Source organism: Agaribacterium haliotis, assembly GCF_002312815.1.
Taxonomy (GTDB): domain Bacteria; phylum Pseudomonadota; class Gammaproteobacteria; order Pseudomonadales; family Cellvibrionaceae; genus Agaribacterium; species Agaribacterium haliotis.
Genome location: NZ_NKQJ01000013.1, coordinates 53,252 through 76,221 on the forward strand (window position 1 = coordinate 53,252; position 22,970 = coordinate 76,221).

Here is a 22,970-nt window from a genome sequence, read left to right on the forward strand (position 1 = left end):
TATGGCTTACAGCATTGATGACTTATTGTATTTAATGCGGCGCTTGCGCAAGGCGGATACGGGCTGTCCCTGGGATTTAAAACAGGATTTTCGCTCAATTACACCGAGCACCATCGAAGAGGTCTATGAAGTTGTCGACAGCATTGAGCGAGAGGATTGGGCCCACCTCGGCGAAGAGCTTGGTGATTTGCTATTTCAAATCGTGTTTTACAGCCAGCTCGGTGCCGAGCAGCAGTATTTTGACTTTGACCAAGTCGTTAATCAGTTAACGCAAAAACTGCTGCGCCGCCACCCTCATGTCTTTCCCGACGGCAGCTTAGAGAGCGAGCGCAGTCCTGGCGGCGATGAGCAGGCACTGCATATAAGCCAGCGCTGGGAGCAGATTAAAGCGGTTGAGCGCGCGGCCAAGGGGCTGCAGGCGACGCTCGACGACGTACCCAAAGCGTTGCCTGCCTTACAGCGCGCGCAGAAGCTGCAAAAACGTGTTGCCAAAGCGGGCATGGATTTCAGCGCTGTCAGCGATGCCATCACTCGTATGAGATCCGAGCTCGATGAGTTAGAAGCCGAACTGCAGCAAAAAGAATTAAAGCATGAGCGGGTGCAGGCCGAGCTGGGCGATATTTTGTTCTCGGCGGTAAATGTCGCGCGAAAACTCGGCTGTGATGCCGATCAAAGCCTGCGCTGCGCCAATATAAAATTTGAACAGCGCATTGAAAAAATGGAAAGTTTATTGCCTGAGGGCAGCCGGTTTGCTGACTACAATGAAGCGCAACTCGATGAGTTTTGGCAGCGGGCCAAAGCAGAGCTTGCCGTTAAAGAGCATTAAGTTTGCGCTCTCTTTGGCCTGCGCTTAACCGTTTTAGTTCAATTAAGTATTTGCCGCTTCGCGATAGTGATTTAAATGCTTTCTGGTTAGAGCCTGGAAAGCTGGCGTTGGGCCAGTGTCTTTGTAGATTGGATCGCCAAATTCATCGAGCATGGCCACCTCTTTACCGGCGATATAAGGAAAGCTGCGCTCTAGTTCAGCTAGCGCGGCGGACAGCAGCTCACTAATAAGCTGTTCTTGGGTTCGAAGTGGGTACATGTCGGAAAGCGCAGCTATTTTTGCGGCGTCTTCCAGGGTCAACTTAACTGAATAATTTTCTTCCGTTAGTTCGCCTTTTGCGTGATCTTGCCAAAGGCCAGCGAGCTCTTTAATCGTCATACGCTTCCCTCTCGAGTAGTTTGCCTACACACATAGTATATAGAATTATTGTAGCTTAGAGTTGTTTCAATTGAACGTCACTGGCGCCACTTTGCAGAAGGCGCTGACGTTTTTTATCGTAGGCAGCAAGCGCTCCGGTCATGCCGTCGAAGGTTATTGGTCGGCTGAATAAAAAACCCTGCAGGTGATCGGCGCCAAGCGCTTTTAGGTATTCGTATTGCTCGCGCCTCTCGACGCCTTCGACGGTAACGGACATGCCCTGGTTTTGGCAAAGTTCAATCAGCGGCCGCAGTATTTCTCGGTGTTCGTCCAGGCCAACGGAGTCGAGCAGGCTTTTGTCGAACTTGATGGTCGAGACGGGGTATTCGATCAGCTGTTGAATCGAGGTGTAGCCGGTGCCAAAGTCGTCGATGGCGAGAAGAAAACCGGCATCGTTAATGCTTTTTAGCAGGCCCTCTGTGCCTCGGCAGAACTCTGCGCCGGTTGTTTCTGTCATTTCAAACTGTATGCGTTTACTGTCAATTTGGTGTTGTTTGACGAGCCTGAATATATGCTCTTGAATACGGTTTACAGTGATTTGCGCCGAGCTCAAATTCAGGCTGAGTACAAAGTTGTAGCCGAGTTCTCGGCGTATGCTTTCGTAGGCTGCAAAACCGTTGTCGAGTACCCAGGTATCGATTTGTTCAAACAAGCCGCAAGCCTCAGCGATTGGTACAAATTCAGCCGGGCTTACCGGGCCGAGATTTGGCGAGTGCCAGCGCAGCAGTGCTTCGAAGCCCCAAATTCTGAGGTCGTCGCAGGCCACAATTGGCAAATAGACAAGTTGTAATTCTTTATCAAAGTTGGCGTTTTTGAGTTCCGATTCAACTTCGTTATTGCGCCTAATTTTTTTGGCAATTGCCGCGGAATAAAAAGAGTGGCGGTTTTTCCCGAGGCGCTTGCTCGAATACATCGCGGTATCGGCATTGGATATAAGTTCCGACGGTGTGTTACCGTCTCTTGGGTAAAGCGCTAAACCAACACTGACGCTGATGGGATAGCGACCGTTAAACAATGCAAAGCCGCCGTCAAAAAGGCTGAGTACTGATGTAACTAAATTGTTGATTTCATCTTGTTCGGGCGAGCCGGTAATAACTAAACCAAACTCGTCGCCAGCGATACGGCCAAAAGTCCAGGGCACTTGTTCATTTGCGGTAGTAGGGTAGAGTTCGCGCAGCAGTTCCTGGATATTTTCACTAAACGCAATAAGTACTTTGTCGCCAATATCGTGCCCATATCTGTCGTTGACAAACTTGAAATTGTCTAGATCTAGATAGGCAAACAGTACTCGCTGTTTATTTTTTCGCGCATCGATTAATTTGTCGCGAAATTGTCGTTTAAGTTGGTAGAGGTTGTGAATGGCCGTTAGGTGGTCTGTCTGCAACAACTTGTTGCTGTTGTGAAAAGCCTTGGTTAGGTCGGTATAGAGCCTGTTGAACTGTTTTGCGAGCCTGCCTATTTCATCGTCGCGATTAGTTTCTAGTTGCAAGCCGGTATCGGGGTTTGATTTGGCATCGGCAATGGCCTGCTCCAGGGAGGCTATCGGGTTGGTGATGTGTGCACTGATAAAATAGATCATCAATACAATACAGCTAATTAAAAATAGCGCAGATATTGCTATCAACTTGATGCGCGTTGGGTGTAAGCGTTGATTTAAAATACTGCTGTTCCACGGCGCAATAAGATAAAAATGCTGGTCGAGTTGTATGCTTTCTATCGCGGCTGTGCCAGCCGGAGCTTCTGATGAAAACCTAATGTCGCTTTTAAACTCGTGGCGATAGCGGGCGAGTTCGTTGATAAAGTCAGTGGGTTCCAGTGCAAAGGTGACACTGATGGCGCTTTGGCGCTGGCTGCTTATCGGCGCTTCGAGGGTTGCCGGGTCGATCAACTGACTAAAACTGAGCAGCAGCCGGTGAGGTTCAAGCAATGCCTGGCTGCTGCTTGCGTTTTTGTCTTCGATAAATTCTAAAGCTCTGTCTCTTAGCGCCTGCGGCAGCTTTGAAAAAGGGTCTTCGCTGAATTCAATATATTCAACAATTTCAGCTCTGGGTTCAATGCGGGCTAAGGTCAAACTCAGGTAGTTACTCTGGTGTTTATTAAAGCTGTGCAGCTCTCGTTCTATATTGCTGACCAAAGCTATCCGGCGGTAGCGGTTGTCTTCGGCTTTTAGGTATTGCAGCAGTTTGCCTTGGGCGACAATGCTGTGCAGATAACTTTCAGAGAAACTGTTGTACTGGTTGTAGAGGGTGTCGAGTTCGGCAAGTGCCAGTTTCAGCCGATTTCGTTCTAGCTTTTCAATTTGGGTTTTCTGCAATTGATATACAACGGCGCTGGCGAGCAAGAAAAATGTCGCAATGATCGGGACGATAATTAAAAACGACTTTTTTCTTAGATTCATGATGACTTACTGCGCGGAGTGAATCTTTAACAAAGCGCTGGCCATGCGGCTGCGTATTTGCATATTTTCATGGCTCAGCGGCTTGGCAAGTTGACTGCGCTGAATAATCTCAGGGGGCGGGTAGATCGCGCTGTCGTTGCGAAAACTTGCGCTTTGCAGCGCCTGGGCGCGGAGGTTACTCGTGGGGCTGCCGATGGCTTCTGAGTTTTCAGCGTTAATCTGAGGCCGGTTTATGAAGTTTAAAAAGTCAAAAGCTAGCGCCTTTTGGCGGCTGCGACTGAGCACGGCAAAACAGTCTATCCACAAAATACTGCCCTCGTCGGGCACGCTGTAAGCCCACAACTGCGCGCCTGCTATTTTATTTAAAACGTGCTGGTCACCGCTGTAAGCCATGGCCAGCCAGAGTTTGTCCGCGCTTTCTTTTGACTGCTCAGATTTTAGAAAACTAATCGGGTACTCAAAGGTCAGTACTGAGGGCAAGGCTTTGCGCGTGAGTTCAAAAGCGCTTCGCAGCAGGTCGCGATTGCCGGTGTTGATGTCCTCAGAGAGGCTTAACAACGCCGGTGCAAAACTGTCGACGGCGTCTTTGAGTAGGCTGATATGGCCGCTAGTATCGGCGTCAGCTCTAAGCACGCTGTCCCAGCTTGTCGGTTTGCGCTCGAGCTTATCTGTTCGCCACGCAAGGCCCAGTGTTCCCCAGAGATAGGGGGTGGAATAGGCGCCGCAGCGCTCGCTCCATTGCGGGTCAATGTGGCGCAGCATATCTAGCTCGGGATAATCTTTTACGGCGACAAACGCACTGTTCTCGCCAAATAAGTTTGAGACATTTTCATCGACAATGGCCAGGTCTATCTGTTGCCCCTGCGGAGCAATTAGCAGGCTGTCGCGCGACTCGTCGTTGTCAAAATAGAGCTGTTTGATTGAGTGGCCGCTGTGTTGTTCCCAGGCGTTGACGGTCTTTTCACTGAGATAGTCTTCCCAGGTCAATATATGCAGCGTATCTGCGTGGCAAAAGCCGCAGCCCAGGCAGAAACAAGCAAGGCTCAATATGTGACGCAGGTTGTAAGGGGGCAAGCGGATTTCCTTTTGCAGTAGAGTAGGTCCTTAGCTAGCAGTATAGATGCTCAAATACCGGCCGCTGCTCCAGGGCCTGTTAACACTAATTCAATGCGGCTCTGTTGAAGCCTGAGTTTTTAGGCTGTTAGGCACGTTGAGCACAGGTCCTGGCTTAGTTGTGGGTTTGGAAATAACTTATTTTTTGCGGTCGGCAGAAGTGAAAGCCCTGGTACAACTCAAACTCGAGTGCTGCACACGCTTGATATTCATCCAGGTTACCAACCCCTTCAGCGAGGGTTAGTATGTGTAGAGACTTAACCAGTTCGACCAGGTGTTGAACTAACTGCTGGCGCTCCAGCCCCGCTTGCTTAAGCCCGGCGATTAATACGCGATCAAATTTGATAATGTCGGGTTTGGCTTCGACAAGCTCTATCAGACGGCTCTGACCGACACCAAAGTCGTCAAAAGCCAAGCGCATATCCAGTTGGTTTAGCTGCTGTTTAAGGTAAGAAAGAGCACTTAAATCATCGGTAATCGCCTGCTCGTGGATCTCAAGTAATAGCTGAACGTTGGGGTGGCGCTGCTTGAGTTGGGTGAGGCTGCTGAGCAGGCGGTCGATGTCTTTGAGTTCGGCCGGGTGGGTATTGAGCCAGAGTTCGCCGTTGAGCCTGGCCTTTGCCGCGGTTTCGACGCCGATGTCGCGCATCAGTTCGCTGAGCTCGATTTCGAGGCTAAAGCTCTCTGCGAGCCGGTAGAGTTCGATGGGGCTTGGGCTCAGGTTGGCATTTGTGCTGCGGCTGAGCAATTCATTGCCGCAGCGCCGGGCGCTTTTGGCATCGACTATCGGCTGATATACCGGTTCGATTTGGCGTTTCGCCATTAATTCTTCGAGGTCGTGAATACCGCAGGGGAAGCGCTCGCTGAGCTTGCTCATGCTCAGCATGCTGGTTTCGTCACTGCCGGCTGGGTCGCGCTTTTCCTGCTGTTCTTCGATCAGGCGAAACTCCAGATCGCCAAGATGTAAAACGTCGCCGTGATTGAGCTTGGTGAGAGCGCTTATTCGTTCGCGATTGACAAAGGTGCCGTTGCGACTATTTAAGTCTTCGATCTGTAGTTTGTCTGCGATAAGTTCAATGGCGCAGTGTTGGCGGCTGATGCTGGCCGCCTGAATACAGCAGTCGAGGCTGCGTTCGCGCCCGAGTACGATGGGAAAGTGAAGTAGAGGGCGGCGCTGCAGGCTGCCCTCACTATCAAAATAGCCTTCGAGGTACCAAGTGGCCATAGCGTGCTTTGCTGGTAATGAGCAGTTTTACCAGTATTGTCTGCGCGGTGGGGCTTCGCCAGTTTTTGTTTATGCCGTTTGCCGCCGGGCGCTTGGGTATTCTGGTTTTGAAATTCTGTAGCGATTTCAACGTTTAAAAAAACGCAGGAAGCGAGATATCAACAGGCGTATATAGGCGCCCATTGCAATAAAAAAACCGAGCCCGACAAACAGCAAGCCGGCGAGGCTGATTAATTCTTGCTCGAGGGAATGCTGCATATAGATATTGGCCATGTAAATACTGGCAAGGCCAACACAAAAATAAATAAACCCGTCGCGCCAGCGTTTAAACACCTTGTGCTCGGGGGCGAGGTAGTGTCGATGCAGGGCTTTTTTTAGGCGCTGCCAGGGCATTTACCGGCTGTCCATCCAGCGCAGAGCACGCTGGGCATCACTTTGCTTGGCTTCGACCCAGTGTTCACCTTCTTTTTTCCAAAACGGGGCCTGGTTTTTCAGCAGGTCGATCAGGTATTCACAGGCGGCAAAGGCGTCGGCGCGGTGGCGGCTGCTAACGCCGACAAACACAATCTGGTCTGCGGGGCTCAGCGGGCCGACCCGGTGAATAATACGCACACTAAGCAGCTGCCAGCGTTTGCGAGCTTCGGTTTCGATGCGCTCAAGCACTTTTTCGGTCATGCCCGGGTAGTGTTTGAGTTCGAAGGCCTTGCTGTCGCCAAAGTCGCGCACCAGGCCAACAAACATGGTTGCAGCACCGGTATTGAAACGCTCACTACTGTCTGCCTGGAGCAGAGCCTGATATTCACTTTGGACGTCGAAGTCCTCCCGTTGAACCCGAATCATTTCAGCCGCCTGTGACCGGAGGGAAAAAGGCCACTTCGGCGCCGGCAGTGATGGCGGTATCGGCCTGGGCGATCTCCTGGTTCACTGCGCAGCGAGTGCCGCTGTCATTGAGGGCTTTTTGCCACTGCTCGCCGCGTTCGCCGAGCAGTGCTTTAAGCTCGGCCACCGTCAGGCTGCTGGCGAGCTCAAGCTTCTCCTCATCGCGGCCAAGCAGCTCGGCCAGTTTGGCAAAATAGAGAATGGAGATGGTCATATCAGCCCTCGCGTGCCCAGCTGCCACTTTTACCGCCGTGTTTTTCAAGTAGCTCGGTATTGACGATACGCATGCCTTTGTCGACGGCCTTGCACATATCATAGATGGTCAAGGTAGCGACCGAGGCGGCGGTCAGTGCTTCCATCTCTACGCCGGTTTTGCCTTCGAGCTCACAGCGGGCAATGGCGGTGATCGTGTGAGTATCGCCGTCTTTGTCAAAGTCGACACTGACCTTGCTTAACATAAGCGGGTGGCACAGAGGAATCAAGTCGCTGCAACGTTTTGCGGCCTGGATACCGGCAATGCGCGCCACGGCAAAAACATCGCCTTTTTTGTGCTTGCCTTCGACCAGCAGGGTGTAGGCTTCTTCGCCAAGCTGAATTGAAGACTGGGCCAGGGCTACGCGTTTGCTCGGCGCTTTACCGCTGATATCGACCATGTGGGCTTCGCCGCGCTCATTTAAGTGGGTAAATTCACTCATGCAAGCAGCTCCTCAAGGATCTGGGCGTAGGTGGCGCTGAGCAGATCGAGATCGGCCGCCTTCACACATTCATTGACTTGGTGGATGGTGGCGTTGACCGGGCCAAGCTCCAATACCTGTGCGCCAGTGGGTGCGATAAAGCGGCCGTCGGAAGTGCCGCCGGCGGTGCTCAGCTCGGTGTCGCGGCCGCATTGGCTTTTGATGGCTTTTACTGCGGCTTCAACCAGCTTGCCCTCGGCCGTCAAAAACGGGTGGCCGCTGAGTACCCACTTACAGTCATAGTCGAGGCCGTGTTTGTCGAAGATGGCTTCGGAGCGACTGCGCAGCTGCTCTTCGGTCAGCTCGGTTGAAAAGCGGAAGTTGAAGATCAGCTCGACGGTGCCGGGGATGACATTGGTCGCGCCGGTGCCGCTGCTCATATTGCTGACCTGGAAGCTGGTTGCCGGAAAGAAGTCATTGCCTTCATCCCAAGTCTCTGCCGCCATCTCGGCCAAGGCCGGTGCCAGTTTGTGGATCGGGTTGTCGGCAAGATGGGGGTAGGCAACGTGGCCCTGTTTGCCTTTGACTGTCATCCAGCAGCCGAGTGAGCCGCGGCGACCGTTTTTGATCACATCGCCAACTTCATTGGTCGAAGAGGGCTCGCCGACAAGGCACCAGGTAATCTTTTCATTGCGCGCTTCGAGCCACTCAACAACCTTCACGGTGCCGTTAATGGCCACACCTTCTTCGTCGCTGGTGATCAAAAAGGCGATGCGCCCCTGGTGCTTGGGGTGTTTGGCGACAAAGTCTTCACAGGCCGTCACCATCGCCGCAAGGCTGCCTTTCATATCGGCTGCGCCGCGACCGTAGAGCATGCCGTCTTCGATGGTCGGCTCAAACGGAGGGTGGGTCCACGCGCTTTCATCGCCGGTGGGCACGACATCGGTATGGCCTGCAAAAGCAAAGATTGGCCCTTCTTCACCGCGAACGGCCCAGAAGTTGTCGACATCGTCAAAACGCAGATGCTCAACCTTAAAGCCTATGGCTTCTAGGCGCTCACACATTAAGGCCGAACAACCGGCGTCGTCGGGGGTGATGCTCTGGCGGCGAATCAGTTCGCAGGCGAGCTCGAGGGTAGGGCTTAATTCACTCATCGCGGTTCTCAAGAAATTGGCTCGGTGGTCAAAGCAGGGGGCTGGTGGAGCCTCACCAGACCGTCTGCCGCAGGGAAGCGGCAGTCGAGCCCCCAGGGATGGGTTCACAGCGTGTCTGGGGAGGCTTAACCAGCCCCATGCCCGCATGGCTTGGCTCCTGCCCAGACTGCTTGAGCTTAGTTGTTGCTGTGCAACTCGTCGTTCAAAGCAATGGCGCTTTTGTTGGTCAGGCATTCAACCGCACCGCTTACCGAGTTGCGGCGGAACAGCAGGTCGTGTTTGCCGGCCAGATCGCGGCCTTTGACGTGTTCAACCACATTCTTCTGATCGTCGAGCAGGGCGATTTTAGTGCCGGCAGTAACATACAGGCCACTCTCAACAATGCAGCGGTCACCCAGAGGGATGCCGATACCGGCATTGGCGCCAATCAGGCTTTCTTCGCCGACAGAAATAACAATGTTGCCGCCGCCACTTAAGGTACCCATGGTTGAGCAGCCGCCGCCGAGGTCGGAACCTTTGCCGACAACGACGCCAGCGGAGATGCGGCCTTCAACCATCGAGGTACCGAGCGTACCGGCGTTGAAGTTAACAAAACCTTCGTGCATAACGGTGGTGCCTTCACCGATGTGAGCACCGAGGCGGATACGCGCAGTATCGGCGATACGCACGCCGGCAGGCACTACGTAGTCGGTCATTTTAGGGAACTTGTCGACACAGTCGACGCTGATGGTACGGCCTTCAATGCGGGCTTGCAGCTGGCGAGCTTCGAGCTCGTCGATGGCGATGGCGCCTTCGCTGGTCCAGGCAACGTTGGGCAGCAGGCCAAACATGCCGTCCAGCTTCAGGCCGTGAGGCTGAACCAGGCGGTGGCTGATCAATTGCAGCTTCAGGTAGACTTCGCCAACAGAGGCCGGCGCTTCATCAGCGGCCAGAAGAACGGCAAGCAGGGGGCGCTTGCTGTTGGCCATCGCGGCAACACTTGCGGCCAGTGCTTCATTGCCGGCCGCCTTAATGCTGTCTGCCAGCGCAGCTGCTTTGTCGCTGGTAAATTCGATTGTGGCGTTACCGCCTTCGTAGCCAAGTTGCTCAGCTACGGCTTTGCCAAGGGCTTCAGAAGGCGCCAGTTGCGGCTGTGGGAACATGACTTCCAGCCATTCGCCTTTGGAGTTTTGAGTGCCGACGCCTATACCGAGTGCGTACATTGCCTGATCCTCTGTATCTGTTAACTAAAAATTTGTGAATAGAGCTCGGCTTTAAAGCCGATGTGGATATCGCCGTCGATATCGAGTACCGGGCGCTTAATTAGGGTGGGCTTGGCTTGCAATAGCGCTGCGCACTGTGCAGTTTGCGCCTGCGCTTTTTCGTCGTCGCTGAGCTGCTTCCAGGTGGTGCTGCGTTTATTTAGCAAAAGCTCGACACCGACCTGCTCAAGCCAAGTTTGAATTTGCTCAAGCTCGAGGCCGTCTTTGCGAAAATCGTGGAATTCAACGTCTTGCTGTTGTTGCTCAAGCCAGCGACGGGCTTTTTTGACCGTGTCGCAGTTGGGGATGCCGTATAGCCTTGTCATGGGTTTTTGCGTGCCTTATTTATGCCCCTTGGAGGGGCGGCAAGCATAGCAAATTGTCATCGCGAATGCAGCGTCAGTACTCCAGCGCAAACTCCGGGTGTTTGCGATAAAACTCGTCGCTGGCGCTCTTTAAGCGCTTTAATGTCAACTCGATGTCGGGTTTATCAAAAAAATCGACCAGTACGTGGGCGATATCCATGGCCAGCTGAGGGTGGCTTTCGCGATCAAAATAAAGTGTGCGCGGTGCTTGGTCGATAAAACTCAACGTTTCGCGCTGTAGTGCGTCGAGTATGTAGGGCTGCGCTTCAAGATTCGGAGGCAGCCGGCTTGCGGGCATATTTAGTTGGAGCTGAAATTCCTGGTTGGCCAAGTAGGAAAGTAGTGACAGCAAGTGTTCATCGAGCTTGGCATAGTACGGCACGCTGTAGGTATCTACCGGCACAACTGTGAACATGGCAAGCTTGTCTTTGATTTTGGGGAAGGGCGCCGCTCTAAAATCCGCGCGGATAGATTTGGGTAAGTTGCCGAGGGTGTAGGCGCCGGTTAACTGCATCAATGCGCGCTCGTGATACAGTCGCGGCAGTGCGCTGACTAAGTTTAATTCCCTGTGGCTTTGAGTGTTAAAACACTTTGCATCAATGGCCTGTTTTAAATAAACGAGTACTTCGCGCACTTCTTCGCCGTTCCATTGTGCTTTTTTGCCAAGTAAACGCAGATAAAAATCTTTGCCCCACAAGCGCAGGCTTAAATAATCAAACCAAATTAAGCTCGGCCAAATATTCTCATGGCCGAGCGAAATCAAGCTGCGCCCCTCGGCGGAGAATACTTTGCAGGCGTTTATCAGCTCGGCCCAGTTTTGGGGGACATTCAATTGATACTTCTCAAATAGTGAGGCGCGATAATAAAAAGTCCACGGATAAAACGAAACGGGAATGGCGTAGGGGCGCCCCTGGTACATGACGGCTTCGACGGTATAGCTATCGAGCTTGCTTTCGAGCGCGCTCTTTTGCCACACGGCGCTCAGCTCGCGTAATTTGCCCTCGCGAGCGAGGCGGTCGGTGTGGGCGCCGCTGTACCAGTAAAACAGCTCTGGGCCCGAGCCCTGTTGGATCCACGCATTGATGCTGTCGCTATAGTCGCCCCTGAAAAAACGTATTGTTATTTGGGTTTCGGGGTGTTGTTTTTCGTAGTCATTCAATAAACGGGTGAATATGGCGCGTTCAGCGCCGTATGATATTTGTGTTGCAACAACAATCTCTCGCTTTTGCTTGGTGCTGCCTGGATCTTGGGGCGGGCTAAGTGCGCTAGCAAATGGCGCCGAAAGGGGTTGTACTAAGGTTAAATACAGCGCTAAAGCGACGATGCTAGTCCAGTGCGGTGCAAGGTTCCGGACTTTGGCGGTGAGTAGATCGTAACGCATACTGGACTTTTGGGAGCCGGGCTCCGTTGAGTTTTCCTAAGTATGCGCTGCTTTTTCTGAAGGCACAAAAAAAGGCTGCTCTGAGAAGCAGCCTTTTTGATCTAAAACGGGTTACGCTTATTCGACGTTGGTGTTTTCACCTTCTACGTAACCGAAGTTGGCAATGATGCCGCCATCGACATACAAAACCTGGCCGTTTACAAAGTCAGCAGCTTTTGAGGCGAGGAACAGCGCAGCTTTACCTACGTCTTCTGGTTCGCCCCAGCGGTTGGCGGGCGTGCGAGTCATCACCAGGTTGTTAAACGGGTGACCGTTCACTCGAATAGGTGCAGTTTGTGCCGTTGCGATGTAACCGGGGCCGATACCGTTGACTTGCAGGCCGTACTTGGCCCACTCACAACACATGTTTTGAGTCAGCAGCTTCAGGCCACCTTTGGCGGCGGCGTAGGCGCTAACATTTTGACGGCCGTAAACGCTCATCATTGAGCACATGTTGATGATCTTGCCCTGGCGGCGCTCAATCATGCTCGGGGCCACACGTTTGGCAACAATAAAAGGTGCCACCAAATCGATATCGACAACTTCGCGGAACTCTTCAGTCGGCATGTCCAAAATAGGAACACGCTTAATAATGCCTGCGTTGTTGACCAGAATATCAACCGGGCCAACTTCTTTTTCAATTTGAGAAATCCCTGCGTCAACCTCATCTTCTTTGGCGACGTTAAATGTCAGCGTGTAAACGTCGACGCCTTCTTTGGCGTATTCTTCTTTACAGGCTTCGAGCTTGTCTTCAAAAATATCGTTGATAACAACTTTAGCGCCGGCTTTGCCGAGCAGCATGCCACAAGCCATACCAATGCCGTGAGTACCGCCGGTAACCAGAGCTACCTTCCCTTTTAAATCAAAAAGTTCGTTAATCATAGGAGCCTAATCCATCATGTTGATTGAAACTTACACGGTTGCAGAGCAAGCAGCATTGTAGTTTTAATTTTTGAGCGGCGCCAGGACGGGCAGCTCTCTGCGAACCAGATGCTTAGCTTAACGAATCGCGCGCCTTCAGGTGCGGCTATTGGGGGTGGGCTTGATCAGGATCAACGCTGTAGAACGGTATTAACTTGGGCGCTAAAAAGCGCTTGCAAAACCCGCGCAGTGCTCAACGCCAATGACCTTGTAGTTACTTTGCCTGTGGCCGAGCTGTGGCCGAGCTGTGGCACTGAGCACTTGTCTGTGTTTTAGGCTTTGCGGGTGATTTTGGGCTTTTTTCTAAGCGGGTAGCAGCTTCGGCAGATATCGCATTTGCGGCCGTCACAACCGCGAGCGGAGCAGTACTCGCGGCCGTAGTAAATGATTTGCAGGTGTAGATCGTTCCAGCACTCTTTGGGGAATAGGCGCTTTAAATCTTTTTCCGTCTGGGCAACACTTTTGCCACTGCTCAAACCCCAGCGCTGAGCGAGGCGGTGGATATGGGTGTCGACCGGAAAACTCGGCACAGAAAAAAACTGGGACATCACCACACTGGCGGTTTTGTGGCCTACACCGGGCAGCTGTTCAAGCGCTTCGATATCGGCGGGGACTTCGCCGTCGTACTCGGCGACTAAAATTTCACTGAGTTTTTTTATCGCTTTGCTTTTTTGTGGACTCAGGCCGCAGGGGCGAATAATTTCCCTGATTTGCTCTACGTCTTTTTTTGCCATATCAAAGGCGTTGTCGGCCAATGCAAACAGTGCCGGGGTGATTTGATTGACGCGTTCGTCGGTGCACTGAGCAGAGAGCAGTACTGCTACCAGCAGGGTGTAGGCGTCCTTGTGATCGAGCGGGATCGGCGGCTCAGGATATAGCGCTTGCAGTGTTTTTAGTATGTAGGCAACCCGCTCTTTTTTTAATAAATTGCGCTGCTCGCTCACTATAAACTCCGAGTAAACTGACAAATACGCTCGGCGGCATCAATGCATTCTTCCAGTGTGGCAACCAGGGCCATGCGCACATAACCACAGCCGGGGTTGAGCCCGTCTGCCTGCCGAGCCAAGTAGGAACCAGGCAGCACGGTGACGTTTTGCTCTTGATACAAGCGCCGGGCAAACTCCTGTTCGTCGATAGGCGTCTTAGGCCAAAGGTAAAAACTGGCAGGCGGCTGTTTCACCTCGAGCACGCCGTTAAGTGTTTGGCACACGGCGGCAAATTTTTGTCGGTAGAGTTCGCGATTGGCCAATACGTGTTTTTCGTCATTCCAGGCGGCGATGCTGGCCAGTTGTGTGTGAACAGGCATGGCGCAGCCGTGATAGGTTCGATATAACAAAAATTGTTGAATCAATTCACTGTCACCGGCAATAAAACCTGAGCGCAGCCCGGGAAGATTAGAGCGCTTGCTCAAACTGTGAAATACCACGCAGCGCTGGTAGTCGTCGCGGCCCAATTCGGCGCAGGCCTGTAGCAAGCCAGTTGGCGCTTTATTTTCATCAAAATAAAGTTCTGAATAACACTCGTCGCTGGCGATAATAAAATCGTATTTATCTGCAAGTGCAATCAGCTTTTTAAGCGTGTCGCTACTAAGCACCGCTCCGGTGGGATTGCCCGGGCTGCATAAAAAAAGTAATTGGCAGTCTCGCCAAGTTTTTTCATCGATGCTGTCAAAGTCCGGAATAAAAGCGTTTTGCTCGAGGCAGTTCAAAAATACGGGCTCGGCGCCGGCGAGCTTAGCAGCACCTTCGTAAATTTGATAAAACGGGTTCGGCATTAACACTTTTGCTGAGCTTGCACTGCGATCAATGCAGGCTTGGGTAAAAGCAAAAATAGCTTCGCGTGTGCCGTTAACGGGTAAAATAGCTGTCTGTGCATCGAGGGCTTTCAACTGAAAGCGTTGGCAAGCCCAGCTACTTATGCTTTCGCGAAGTTCTGTTAAACCTTTGGTGGCCGCGTAGTTGCTGACCCGGCCGAGCTCGGCCGCGAGCTTTTCCAGAACAAATGCCGGTGGGCTGTGTTTGGGTTCGCCTATCGACAGTGCAATATGCGCCGCATTAGTCTTTGGGGTAATACCCGCTTTTAATTGGTTTAATTTTTCAAACGGGTAGGGTTGAAGCAGGTTTAAATCTGGATTCATCAGCTGGCTAATTCTTTTCTAACTTGACGGTCGAGTCGGCGGCGAATTTTATCTTGCAGCTCAGCGCAGCGCTCAACGTCGCTGAGAGCGTTGCCATCGACATCGGTAATGAAAAACACATCTTCAACACGCTCCCCGAGTGTTGTTATGCGCGCGTTGTGAACGATAATGTCTTCTTCCATAAAGGCCTGAGCAATGGTGGCTAGAAAGCCGGGCCTGTCGGGGCTGATGACTTCGAGAACGGTGTAGCCGCTGACGATGTCATTGCTCATGCTTGTGCTTGTTGGGGTGCTAAACTGTTTTAGCTCTCGCGGCGTGCGGCGTTTGACAATGTCACTGTATTCACCGATTAAAGCGAGCTCTTGCTGCAGTGCGTCGTGAATTTTTTGATAGCGTTCGCTGTCGTTGCCGAGAAACTCAAAGTTTTCGTTGAGCACGTAAAACGTATCGAGCGTGTGGCCCGAGGCGCTTTGATAAATTTTGGCGTCTTGAATATTTAGGCCCTGCTGAGCCAGACAAGTTGTTGCCGCAATAAAGACATGGCGCGCATCCCGAGCCCAAATAAATATTTGGGTTGCACCTTCGAGTTTTCTGTCGGTGGTTTCACTAATTAATATCAGTGGGGCGGGGCTGTTGTGTTTGCTTAGTGCTTCGGTTTGATTGGCGATATCAACATGGTTTTCGCGAATAAAGTATTCGTCGCCCATATCCTGCCAAAATTGCCAGGCTTGTTTTTCGCTAATACCCCTGGCTGTGAGAGCGGCCAGCGCTTTGCTTTGTGTCTCTTCTATCAGCTCTTGCTTGTCGACGGTGTTTTCGAGGCCGAGCCTCAGTGCGCGTTTGGTCTCGGTATAGAGTTGGCGCATCAGGCTTGCCCGCCAGGTATTCCACACCTCCGGGTTGGTTGCGCACATGTCGGCAACGGTTAACGCAAACAGGTGGTCAAGGCGCCCCTGATCGCCCACCGCAATGGCAAAATCGCGAATAACATCGGGGTCGCTGATGTCTTTTTTCTGGCTGACATAAGACATCAACAAATGTTTTTCGACCAGCCATGCCACCAGGCGGCTCTCTTTGCCGCTCAAGCCGTGGCTCTGGCAAAACTCAAGCGCATCGATGGCGCCGAGCTCGCTGTGATCGCCACCGCGGCCCTTGGCAATATCGTGAAAAAGGCCAGCGATATACAGCAGTTCAGGTTTGGGGAGGTGGCGCAGGATCGTCGCGGCGATCGGGAACTGTTTCTCTTCGGCCGGTTGAGTAAAGCGGCGCATATTTCTAATAACTAATAAGGTGTGCGCATCAACCGTGTAGCGGTGGAATAGGTCGTGCTGCATTTGCCCGGTAATTTTGCCAAATGCCGGCAAGTAGCGGCCTAATACACCGTAGCGTTTCATGCGCCCAAGCTGGGTGACAAGGCCGTAACTGATAGAAAAAATTTGCAAAAACATCGCTTTATTCAGCGCATCTTGGCGAAATTTGTCATCGATTAAAACGCGCTTTTCCCGAATCAAACGAATGGTTGATGCCCTTATACCGCTGATGCTCGGGTTGTTGCCCATCAGCACAAAAACCTCTAGCAGGGCTGATGGGTGTAGATCGAAAACTTTGCTGTGCACCACTTCGATGTAATTGTCGTGCAACTGAAAACGTTCGTTCAACGGCTGGATTTTATGCTGGCCGTCGCGGTAGTTAATTTTCTCATCGAGCCAGCCAAGCAATACATCGTTGAGCTCGCGCAGTGAAATAACAATGCGGTAGTACTTGTGCATAAAACGCTCGACACCGAGGCTGAGCTCGTTGTCTTCGTAGCCAAAGAGCCTGGCCAGTTCGCGTTGGTATTCAAACAGCAGGCGCTCTTCGGCGCGGCCGCTGATCAGGTGTAGGCCAAAGCGAACCGCCCATAAGAATTCTTCGGCGGCGCGCAGCATGGCAAACTCTCGCTCGGTAAAGAAGTCCTGGCCTTCGAGCTCGCGCAAGGTGCGCACGCCAAAATAGCGCTTGGCGACCCAGTTAATCATTTGTAAATCGCGCAGGCCGCCGGGGGCGTTTTTAATATTGGGCTCTAAATTGCACTCGGTGTTGTTGTGTTTGTTGTGGCGCTCGACTTGCTCGGCCCACTTGGCTTTAAAAAAAGCTTTCAGTGGCCACATCTGCTCTGGGCCTGTAGCGCGCTGCAGTTGATCTCTGAGCGCGTCGTTGCCCGCGATGCGGCGCGACTCGAGCAGGTTTGTCGCGACGGTAATGTCTTGCTCGGCGATATCGATGCACTGCTCTATGCTGCGCACGCTCGAGCCAATTTCCAGGCCGATATCCCATAAAAAAGTGACCAGTGCCTGCAGTTGCTCGTTGTATTTATCGCCGACTTGGTTGCCAAATAAAATCAGGATGTCGATATCGCTGTGTGGGTGCAGCTCGCCGCGGCCGTAGCCGCCGACCGCCATTAGGCAGGCGTCGTCGTCCCAGCGGTGGCTGTACCAGGCGTAGTGCAGAACAACATCAATAAATGCGGCGCGCTCTTCGATCAGTGAGCGAATATTGCCCCCCTCGCGAAAACGCATTTCAAAATGCGAATTCATGCCGCTGATGGCGTCTTTAAACGCTTGAATGGGCGCGCTGCTTCGCAGCTTTTGACGAAACTGCTTTTGGTTAAAGCTCAGCGGCTGGCAAGCGTAGTGGGGGATGGTGTCGACGTGCATTAAAAGCTTTCCTCGGAGCGGGCGGTGAGTACTTCACAGCCGTCCTTGGTCACTGCAAGGGTGTGCTCGTATTGAGCCGAAAGGCGGCCGTCTTTGGTTTCGACCGTCCACTGGTCGCCTTTGAGTTTGGTGTGGCGCTTGCCGGCATTGATCATCGGCTCGATGGTAAAACACATGCCTTCTTTTAACTCGAGGCCACTGCCTTTGCGGCCGTAGTGCAGCACCTGAGGCTCTTCGTGAAAGCCTTTGCCGATGCCATGGCCGCAGTATTCGCGCACCACACTGTAGTGGTTGCTTTCGGCGTGAGCCTGAATGACCTGGCCGATGTCGCCGAGACGGGCCCCCGGGCGCACTAAGGCTATGCCTTTGTAGAGGCACTCCTGAGTGACTTTGCACAGGCGCGCCGCGTGCGGGGCCACTTTGCCGACATAAAACATGCGGCTGGTATCACCGTGGTAGCCGTTGTAAATCACGGTGATATCGATATTGACGATGTCGCCTTCTTTGAGGATTTTTTTCTCAGATGGGATGCCGTGGCAGACGACCTGATTAACCGAAGTGCATATCGACTTAGGAAAACCTTTGTAGTTCAGCGGCGCAGGAATGGCCTTGAGCTTGTCGACGATGTAGGCGTGACAGATGCGGTCAATTTCGGCGGTGCTGGTGCCGGCTACAACGTGCTCGCCGATCATCTCCAGTACTTCTGCGGCCATGCGCCCGGCCGTGCGCATGTGTTCGATATCTTCGGCGGTCTTGATAATAACGGACATGGATTTCCTGTGTGCTCGCTTGGTTCTGTAGGCCTTGAGGCCCGGAAATGGGCGCTATTCTAAACCAAAAGCCAGGTGTTTGCCGCAGCGGGATAAGGCGGTGCTTTGCCTGTGTGTCGAGCTGTGATTTCAGGCTTGTGAGGGCTAGGGCGCCAACAGAAGCGGCTGTGCTCGGTGTGTCTGGGTAGATGATTCGGCGGCGCGCTAGTTGTTAAAGCCGCGGGGGGCTCTGCTTGCAGGCGCCGCCTTCAGGGCGTTATGGGCGAGATAGCAAGGCGGGCCGGGGCGGTGGCATTGACGCTTGCCTGTCTTTACCTAAAAATGCGTGCACTGTTTTACTGGCTTACGCAAACGATGTTTATATTCGATAAACGCTACCTGCACCCGAAGTATCTGGCTTTGGCTCTGGTGCTGTTTTTTTTCTGGTTACTGGCGCGATTGCCGAACCCCTGTCTGTTGTTTCTGGGGCGTATTTTGGGTTGGGGCTTTTATCTGTTTAGTCGCAAAACCCGGCGCACTACTGAGGTAAATCTGCGTTTGGCGATGAAAGGGCGCAGTGATGAGTTTTACCGTCGGGCGGTCAAGCAAAGTTGTTTGGAGCTCGGTATTTCCATTATGGAAACCTTCTTTTTGTGGTTTAACGATCCCGACAAATTTGTCGACGGGCGCTTTGAAATCGAAGGGCAGGAACACTGGGATAGAGCCCTTGCCGGCGATAAGGGTGTACTGGTGATTTTGATTCATATCGGCAGCATCGATACCAAAGGCATCCTGATGAAAAAGCTCGGTTCTGGCGGCCGTGAAGTGATTGCGACTTACCGGGATTCCGACCCGGTTGTTAATCGTTTTCTCGAACTCAAGCGCACGCGCCTGTGTGACCGCATTGTTTCATCGACCGACCAGCGCGCAGTTATGTCGACACTGCGCAAAAAAGGCATGGTCTGGTATCCGGCTGATATAGAGGTGAAGGGGCCGGGTTCGGTTTTTGTAAATTTTATGGATGAGCCCGCAGCCACAACGACGATTATTTCGCGCCTGGCCAAGGCTGGTAAGGCTGCGGTTGTACCGTTTGTCTACTACCGCGATCCAGATACGCTGGCTTTTCGCGGCAAGGTGTTCCCTGCCTTGGACAACTTTCCAACTAAAGATGTCGAGGCGGATACCGCGCGGGTTAACGAGGTGATTGCAAAGATGCTTGAGCCCCAGCCCTTTCGATACTGGTGGTGCATTAAGCGTTATAAGCACCAGCCTGACGGTTCGCGCCGCGACTATTCCTAGTTGGCGGCGCTTTGCAGCCTGCTCAGTTGAAGCTTGTCTCTCTCTCGGTTTTTTTGGTGCCTGCTGGCATGCTCTTTTGCTTTGCCACGGCTTGCTGGTTTGGCGATGGCGGTACTTGCGCTTCATTTTTACTGTTGTCTGTGGTATAAAGCGCGCCCCGACTTGATCGGGCTAATCACACACCTGCTTTATGCGTTGTGCACTGGGTGCCTTGTTTTGTTGCAAAATTTGCACAGGCTGGGTTGGGCCGGCGCGGTAGGTGGAAGAACTAACCCTAAATTAAGGTAAGAACTATGCCACAAGTAAGCATGCGCGATATGCTCAATGCCGGTGTCCACTTTGGTCACCAAACCCGTTACTGGAATCCAAAGATGGGTCAATACATCTTTGGTGCGCGTAACAAGATCCACATTATCAACCTCGAAAACACTGTACCTAAGTTTAACGAAGCGCTTGAAATCGTTAAGCAAATGGCTTCTCAGAAGAAGCAGGTACTGTTTGTTGGTACTAAGCGTTCCGCTCGTAAGAGCGTTAAAGAGCAGGCTGAGCGCGCCGGTATGCCTTTTGTTAGCCACCGCTGGTTGGGTGGTATGCTGACTAACTACAAAACTATCCGCGCCTCTATTCGTCGCTATCGCGATCTGCAAACTCAGGCCTCTGACGGTACGTTTGAAAAGCTGACCAAAAAAGAAGCTCTGATGCGCACGCGCATGATGGACAAGCTTGAGCTGTCTATTGGCGGTATTAAAGATATGGGTGGCCTGCCCGACGCTCTGTTTGTTATCGATGTTGAGCACGAGCGTATCGCCATTCAGGAAGCTAACAAGCTCGGTATTCCAGTTATTGGTGTTGTTGATACTAACAGCAACCCAGAGGGTATCGACTACGTTATTCCTGGTAACGACGATGCTATCCGTGCGATCAAGCTCTACACGGCCGCGATGGCTGACGCTTGTCTTGAAGGTAAAGCCGCCTCTGCGGAAGTGCCCAACAAAGATGAGTTTGTTGAAGTTGACGACGCCCAGGAAGCGGCTGGCGAATAAGCCAAATTGTCACAATCTCTTAGGCTGGAAGCGGTAAGCTTCCAGCCTGTCGATTTTTCTTTGCACTATTTAGAGGACTCAACGAATGGCAGTTTCTGCAGCGTTAGTTAAAGAATTGCGTGAGCGTACCGGTCTGGGCATGCTCGAATGTAAAAAAGCTCTGAAAGAGACCGACGGCGACGTCGATCTGGCTATCGAAAACCTGCGTAAGGCTTCCGGCCTGAAAGCGGCTAAAAAAGCTGGCCGCACTGCGGCTGACGGTGTTGTTGCCGCTAAAGTTGCCGAAGATGGCAGTTACGGTGTGGTTTTAGAAATTAACTCTGAGACTGACTTTGTCGCCCGCGATGACGGCTTCCTCGCTTTTGTAAACAAAGTTACCGACAAGGCTTTTGCTGAAAAAGCGGCGTCTGTGGAAGCTTTGGTTGACGATGCGCTTGAGACCGAGCGTCAGGAATTGGTGCAAAAAATCGGTGAGAACATCGGTATCCGTCGTGTAGCGCTGGTTGAGGCTAGCGAGGGTGTCGTTGCAGATTACACGCACTCGAACAACCGCATTTCTGTGCTGGTTGAGCTCAAAGGTGGTTCCGCTGAAGTGGCGAAGGATGTTGCAATGCACGTTGCGGCTTCGAACCCTCAGGTTATTCGCCCCGAAGATATGCCTGCCGACGTTCTGAAAAAAGAAGAAGATGTGATCAAGGCGCAGCCGGATATGGAAGGCAAGCCTGCTGAGATCGTTGAGAAAATGATGGGTGGCCGTATTAAGAAGTTCTTGAAAGAGAACTCCCTGGTAGAGCAGCCTTTTGTTAAAAACCCTGATCAAACTGTTGGTCAGCTGGTTAAGGGTGCTGGAGGCGAGATCGCTTCTGTGGTTCGCTTCGAAGTAGGCGAAGGCATCGAGAAGAAAGAGGAAGACTTTGCAGCAGAAGTTGCCGCTCAGGTAGCTGCTTCTAAAGCTTAATAAGCTTTGTTTAAAGTCTGATCAGGCGTGCCTTCGGGCTGCGCCTCTGGCAAAAAGGCGGAATATCTATTCCGCCTTTTTGCTGTTAGAATCCCCCAAATTTTTTTCAGCGCTAACGCCTAAGACGAAGGAGAAAGTCGATGCCGTCCACCCGTGATCGTCAGTACAAACGCATTCTGCTCAAATTAAGTGGTGAGCAATTAATGGGGGATCAGGGTTTTGGTATAGACCCTAAAGTGCTCGATAAAATGGCCCTGGAAATCGGCCAGTTGGTGGGCATTGGTGTACAGGTTGGGCTAGTGATTGGCGGTGGTAACTTGTTCCGCGGCGCCGCGCTCAGCGCTGCCGGGCTCGATCGTGTGACCGGTGATCACATGGGCATGCTCGCCACAGTAATGAACGCGTTGGCGATGCGCGATGCGCTCGAGCGCTCCAATATCAGCTCCAACGTTATGAGCGCGATCCCCATGAGCGGAGTGGTCGAGCACTACGACCGCCGCAAAGCGATCCGCCTGCTGGAAAATGGCGAGGTGGTGATTTTCTCTGCCGGTACCGGCAACCCTTTCTTTACTACCGACTCCGCTGCGTGTCTGCGCGCGATTGAAGTTGAGGCGGAGTTAGTGCTTAAAGCAACTAAGGTAGACGGCGTCTACACCGCCGATCCAATGAAAGATGCAACAGCAACCAAATACGACCGCCTGAGTTACGACACGGTGCTGTCTGAAAAGCTCGGTGTCATGGATTTAACCGCGATTTGCCTCTGCCAGGATCACAATATGCCAGTGCGCGTTTTCCAAATGGACAAAGTCGGTGCGTTACTGCGCATCGTTGTCGGTGAAGACGAGGGCACGCTTATTGAAGAAGATAAGATCGAAGAGGATAAAAACTAATGATTAATGACATCAAACAAGAAGCTCAGGATCGCATGAGCAAGAGCATTGAGAGTCTCGGTGTGGCTTTTAATAAGATTCGCACCGGTCGCGCTCACCCGAGCATACTCGACGGTATTAGTGTGAGTTATTACGGTTCCGAGAGCCCGCTTAGCCAAGTGGCCAACGTCAGTGTGCTCGATGCGCGCACACTCAGCATCAGCGCTTGGGATAAGAGCATGGTGCCGGAGATTGAAAAAGCCATTATGAAAAGTGACCTGGGTTTGAACCCTGCGACGACCGGCGAGCTCATTCGTGTACCGCTGCCGCCATTGACCGAAGAGACGCGCAAGGGCTTTATCAAGCACGCCAAGTCTGAAGCTGAGGGGGCGCGAGTTGCGATTCGCAATATTCGCCGCGATGCGCTCGGTCAGGTCAAAGATCTGCTCAAAGAGAAAGAAATTTCCGAAGATGACGAGCGTCGCGCTCAAGACGATATTCAGAAGATTACTGATAAGTATGTCGCTCAGGTAGACGAAGCTCTGGCTGCCAAAGAAAAAGACCTGATGGAAATCTAAGGCCTGTC

The 22,970-nt window shown here is 52.4% G+C and carries 22 protein-coding genes and 1 pseudogene; 6 read left to right on the forward strand and 17 right to left on the reverse strand.

Annotated features, from left to right (window positions below; translation table 11 throughout):
- Window position 1: 1 nt before the first annotated feature.
- Window positions 2-826, forward strand: coding sequence for a nucleoside triphosphate pyrophosphohydrolase (gene mazG, locus CFK45_RS15065; protein ID WP_349677402.1), 825 nt, complete (start codon window positions 2-4; stop codon window positions 824-826).
- Between the two features lie 42 nt (window positions 827-868).
- Here the strand turns inward: mazG and CFK45_RS15070 are convergent, their stop codons facing one another.
- The 17 genes and pseudogenes from CFK45_RS15070 to map all read right to left on the reverse strand — a co-directional run.
- Window positions 869-1,204 (reverse strand): type 1 pili tip component, encoded by a 336-nt coding sequence (locus CFK45_RS15070; RefSeq protein ID WP_096087270.1) that lies wholly within the window; start codon window positions 1,202-1,204, stop codon window positions 869-871.
- 55 nt (window positions 1,205-1,259) lie between these two features.
- A complete protein-coding gene (locus tag CFK45_RS15075; RefSeq protein ID WP_096087271.1) occupies window positions 1,260-3,641 on the reverse strand; it encodes a putative bifunctional diguanylate cyclase/phosphodiesterase in 2,382 nt (793 codons plus the stop codon).
- Between the two features lie 6 nt (window positions 3,642-3,647).
- Window positions 3,648-4,715, reverse strand: a complete 1,068-nt coding sequence (locus CFK45_RS15080; RefSeq protein ID WP_158224722.1) for a polyamine ABC transporter substrate-binding protein — start codon at window positions 4,713-4,715, stop codon at window positions 3,648-3,650.
- 154 nt (window positions 4,716-4,869) lie between these two features.
- Window positions 4,870-5,979, reverse strand: a complete 1,110-nt coding sequence (locus tag CFK45_RS15085; RefSeq protein ID WP_096087273.1) for an EAL domain-containing protein — start codon at window positions 5,977-5,979, stop codon at window positions 4,870-4,872.
- A gap of 126 nt (window positions 5,980-6,105) precedes the next feature.
- On the reverse strand, window positions 6,106-6,372 hold the full coding sequence (locus CFK45_RS15090; protein ID WP_096087274.1) for a hypothetical protein: 267 nt from the start codon (window positions 6,370-6,372) through the stop codon (window positions 6,106-6,108).
- Window positions 6,373-6,819, reverse strand: a complete 447-nt coding sequence (locus tag CFK45_RS15095) for a molybdenum cofactor biosynthesis protein MoaE (RefSeq protein WP_096087275.1) — start codon at window positions 6,817-6,819, stop codon at window positions 6,373-6,375.
- Between the two features lies 1 nt (window position 6,820).
- Window positions 6,821-7,072 (reverse strand): molybdopterin converting factor subunit 1, encoded by a 252-nt coding sequence (gene moaD, locus CFK45_RS15100; protein WP_096087276.1) that lies wholly within the window; start codon window positions 7,070-7,072, stop codon window positions 6,821-6,823.
- Window position 7,073: 1 nt separating this feature from the next.
- Entirely contained in the window at window positions 7,074-7,553 is a 480-nt protein-coding gene (gene moaC, locus CFK45_RS15105; protein ID WP_096087277.1) for a cyclic pyranopterin monophosphate synthase MoaC, read from the reverse strand.
- The gene (gene dapE, locus CFK45_RS15110) at window positions 7,550-8,686 is read right to left on the reverse strand and encodes a succinyl-diaminopimelate desuccinylase (protein ID WP_096087278.1); all 1,137 of its coding nucleotides are present in this window, start codon (window positions 8,684-8,686) and stop codon (window positions 7,550-7,552) included. The genes moaC and dapE overlap by 4 nt, the downstream gene beginning before the upstream one ends.
- 176 nt (window positions 8,687-8,862) lie before the next feature.
- Window positions 8,863-9,888: a 2,3,4,5-tetrahydropyridine-2,6-dicarboxylate N-succinyltransferase gene (gene dapD, locus CFK45_RS15115; protein WP_096087279.1), complete on the reverse strand. Its 1,026-nt coding sequence runs from the start codon at window positions 9,886-9,888 to the stop codon at window positions 8,863-8,865.
- Between the two features lie 20 nt (window positions 9,889-9,908).
- Window positions 9,909-10,253, reverse strand: coding sequence for an ArsC family reductase (locus CFK45_RS15120; RefSeq protein WP_096087280.1), 345 nt, complete (start codon window positions 10,251-10,253; stop codon window positions 9,909-9,911).
- A 73-nt stretch (window positions 10,254-10,326) separates the two neighbouring features.
- On the reverse strand, window positions 10,327-11,673 hold the full coding sequence (locus tag CFK45_RS15125; RefSeq protein WP_096087281.1) for an ABC transporter substrate-binding protein: 1,347 nt from the start codon (window positions 11,671-11,673) through the stop codon (window positions 10,327-10,329).
- A gap of 117 nt (window positions 11,674-11,790) precedes the next feature.
- Window positions 11,791-12,594 (reverse strand): gluconate 5-dehydrogenase, encoded by an 804-nt coding sequence (locus tag CFK45_RS15130; protein ID WP_096087282.1) that lies wholly within the window; start codon window positions 12,592-12,594, stop codon window positions 11,791-11,793.
- 311 nt (window positions 12,595-12,905) lie between these two features.
- The gene (gene nth, locus CFK45_RS15140; RefSeq protein ID WP_239923712.1) at window positions 12,906-13,577 is read right to left on the reverse strand and encodes an endonuclease III; all 672 of its coding nucleotides are present in this window, start codon (window positions 13,575-13,577) and stop codon (window positions 12,906-12,908) included.
- Window positions 13,577-14,770 (reverse strand): succinyldiaminopimelate transaminase, encoded by a 1,194-nt coding sequence (gene dapC / locus CFK45_RS15145; RefSeq protein ID WP_096087284.1) that lies wholly within the window; start codon window positions 14,768-14,770, stop codon window positions 13,577-13,579. The genes nth and dapC overlap by 1 nt, the downstream gene beginning before the upstream one ends.
- Window positions 14,770-17,466, reverse strand: coding sequence for a [protein-PII] uridylyltransferase (locus CFK45_RS15150; RefSeq protein WP_096087285.1), 2,697 nt, complete (start codon window positions 17,464-17,466; stop codon window positions 14,770-14,772). The genes dapC and CFK45_RS15150 overlap by 1 nt, the downstream gene beginning before the upstream one ends.
- Window positions 17,466-18,251 (reverse strand): annotated as a pseudogene (gene map, locus CFK45_RS15155) (type I methionyl aminopeptidase); the annotation flags it as partial. The pseudogene map and the gene CFK45_RS15150, both read right to left, overlap by 1 nt.
- A 339-nt stretch (window positions 18,252-18,590) precedes the next feature.
- Here map and CFK45_RS15160 point away from each other — a divergent pair.
- The 5 genes from CFK45_RS15160 (at window position 18,591) to frr (ending at window position 22,962) form a co-directional block, all read left to right on the forward strand.
- Window positions 18,591-19,514 (forward strand): lysophospholipid acyltransferase family protein, encoded by a 924-nt coding sequence (locus CFK45_RS15160; RefSeq protein ID WP_158224723.1) that lies wholly within the window; start codon window positions 18,591-18,593, stop codon window positions 19,512-19,514.
- A gap of 293 nt (window positions 19,515-19,807) precedes the next feature.
- Complete coding sequence (gene rpsB / locus CFK45_RS15165; RefSeq protein ID WP_096087288.1) at window positions 19,808-20,557, forward strand: 30S ribosomal protein S2; 750 nt, start codon at window positions 19,808-19,810, stop codon at window positions 20,555-20,557.
- A gap of 85 nt (window positions 20,558-20,642) precedes the next feature.
- Complete coding sequence (gene tsf / locus CFK45_RS15170) at window positions 20,643-21,515, forward strand: translation elongation factor Ts (protein ID WP_096087289.1); 873 nt, start codon at window positions 20,643-20,645, stop codon at window positions 21,513-21,515.
- A gap of 140 nt (window positions 21,516-21,655) precedes the next feature.
- Window positions 21,656-22,405, forward strand: coding sequence for a UMP kinase (gene pyrH / locus CFK45_RS15175; RefSeq protein ID WP_096087290.1), 750 nt, complete (start codon window positions 21,656-21,658; stop codon window positions 22,403-22,405).
- Window positions 22,405-22,962, forward strand: coding sequence for a ribosome recycling factor (gene frr, locus CFK45_RS15180; RefSeq protein ID WP_096087291.1), 558 nt, complete (start codon window positions 22,405-22,407; stop codon window positions 22,960-22,962). The genes pyrH and frr overlap by 1 nt, the downstream gene beginning before the upstream one ends.
- Window positions 22,963-22,970 lie beyond the last annotated feature (8 nt).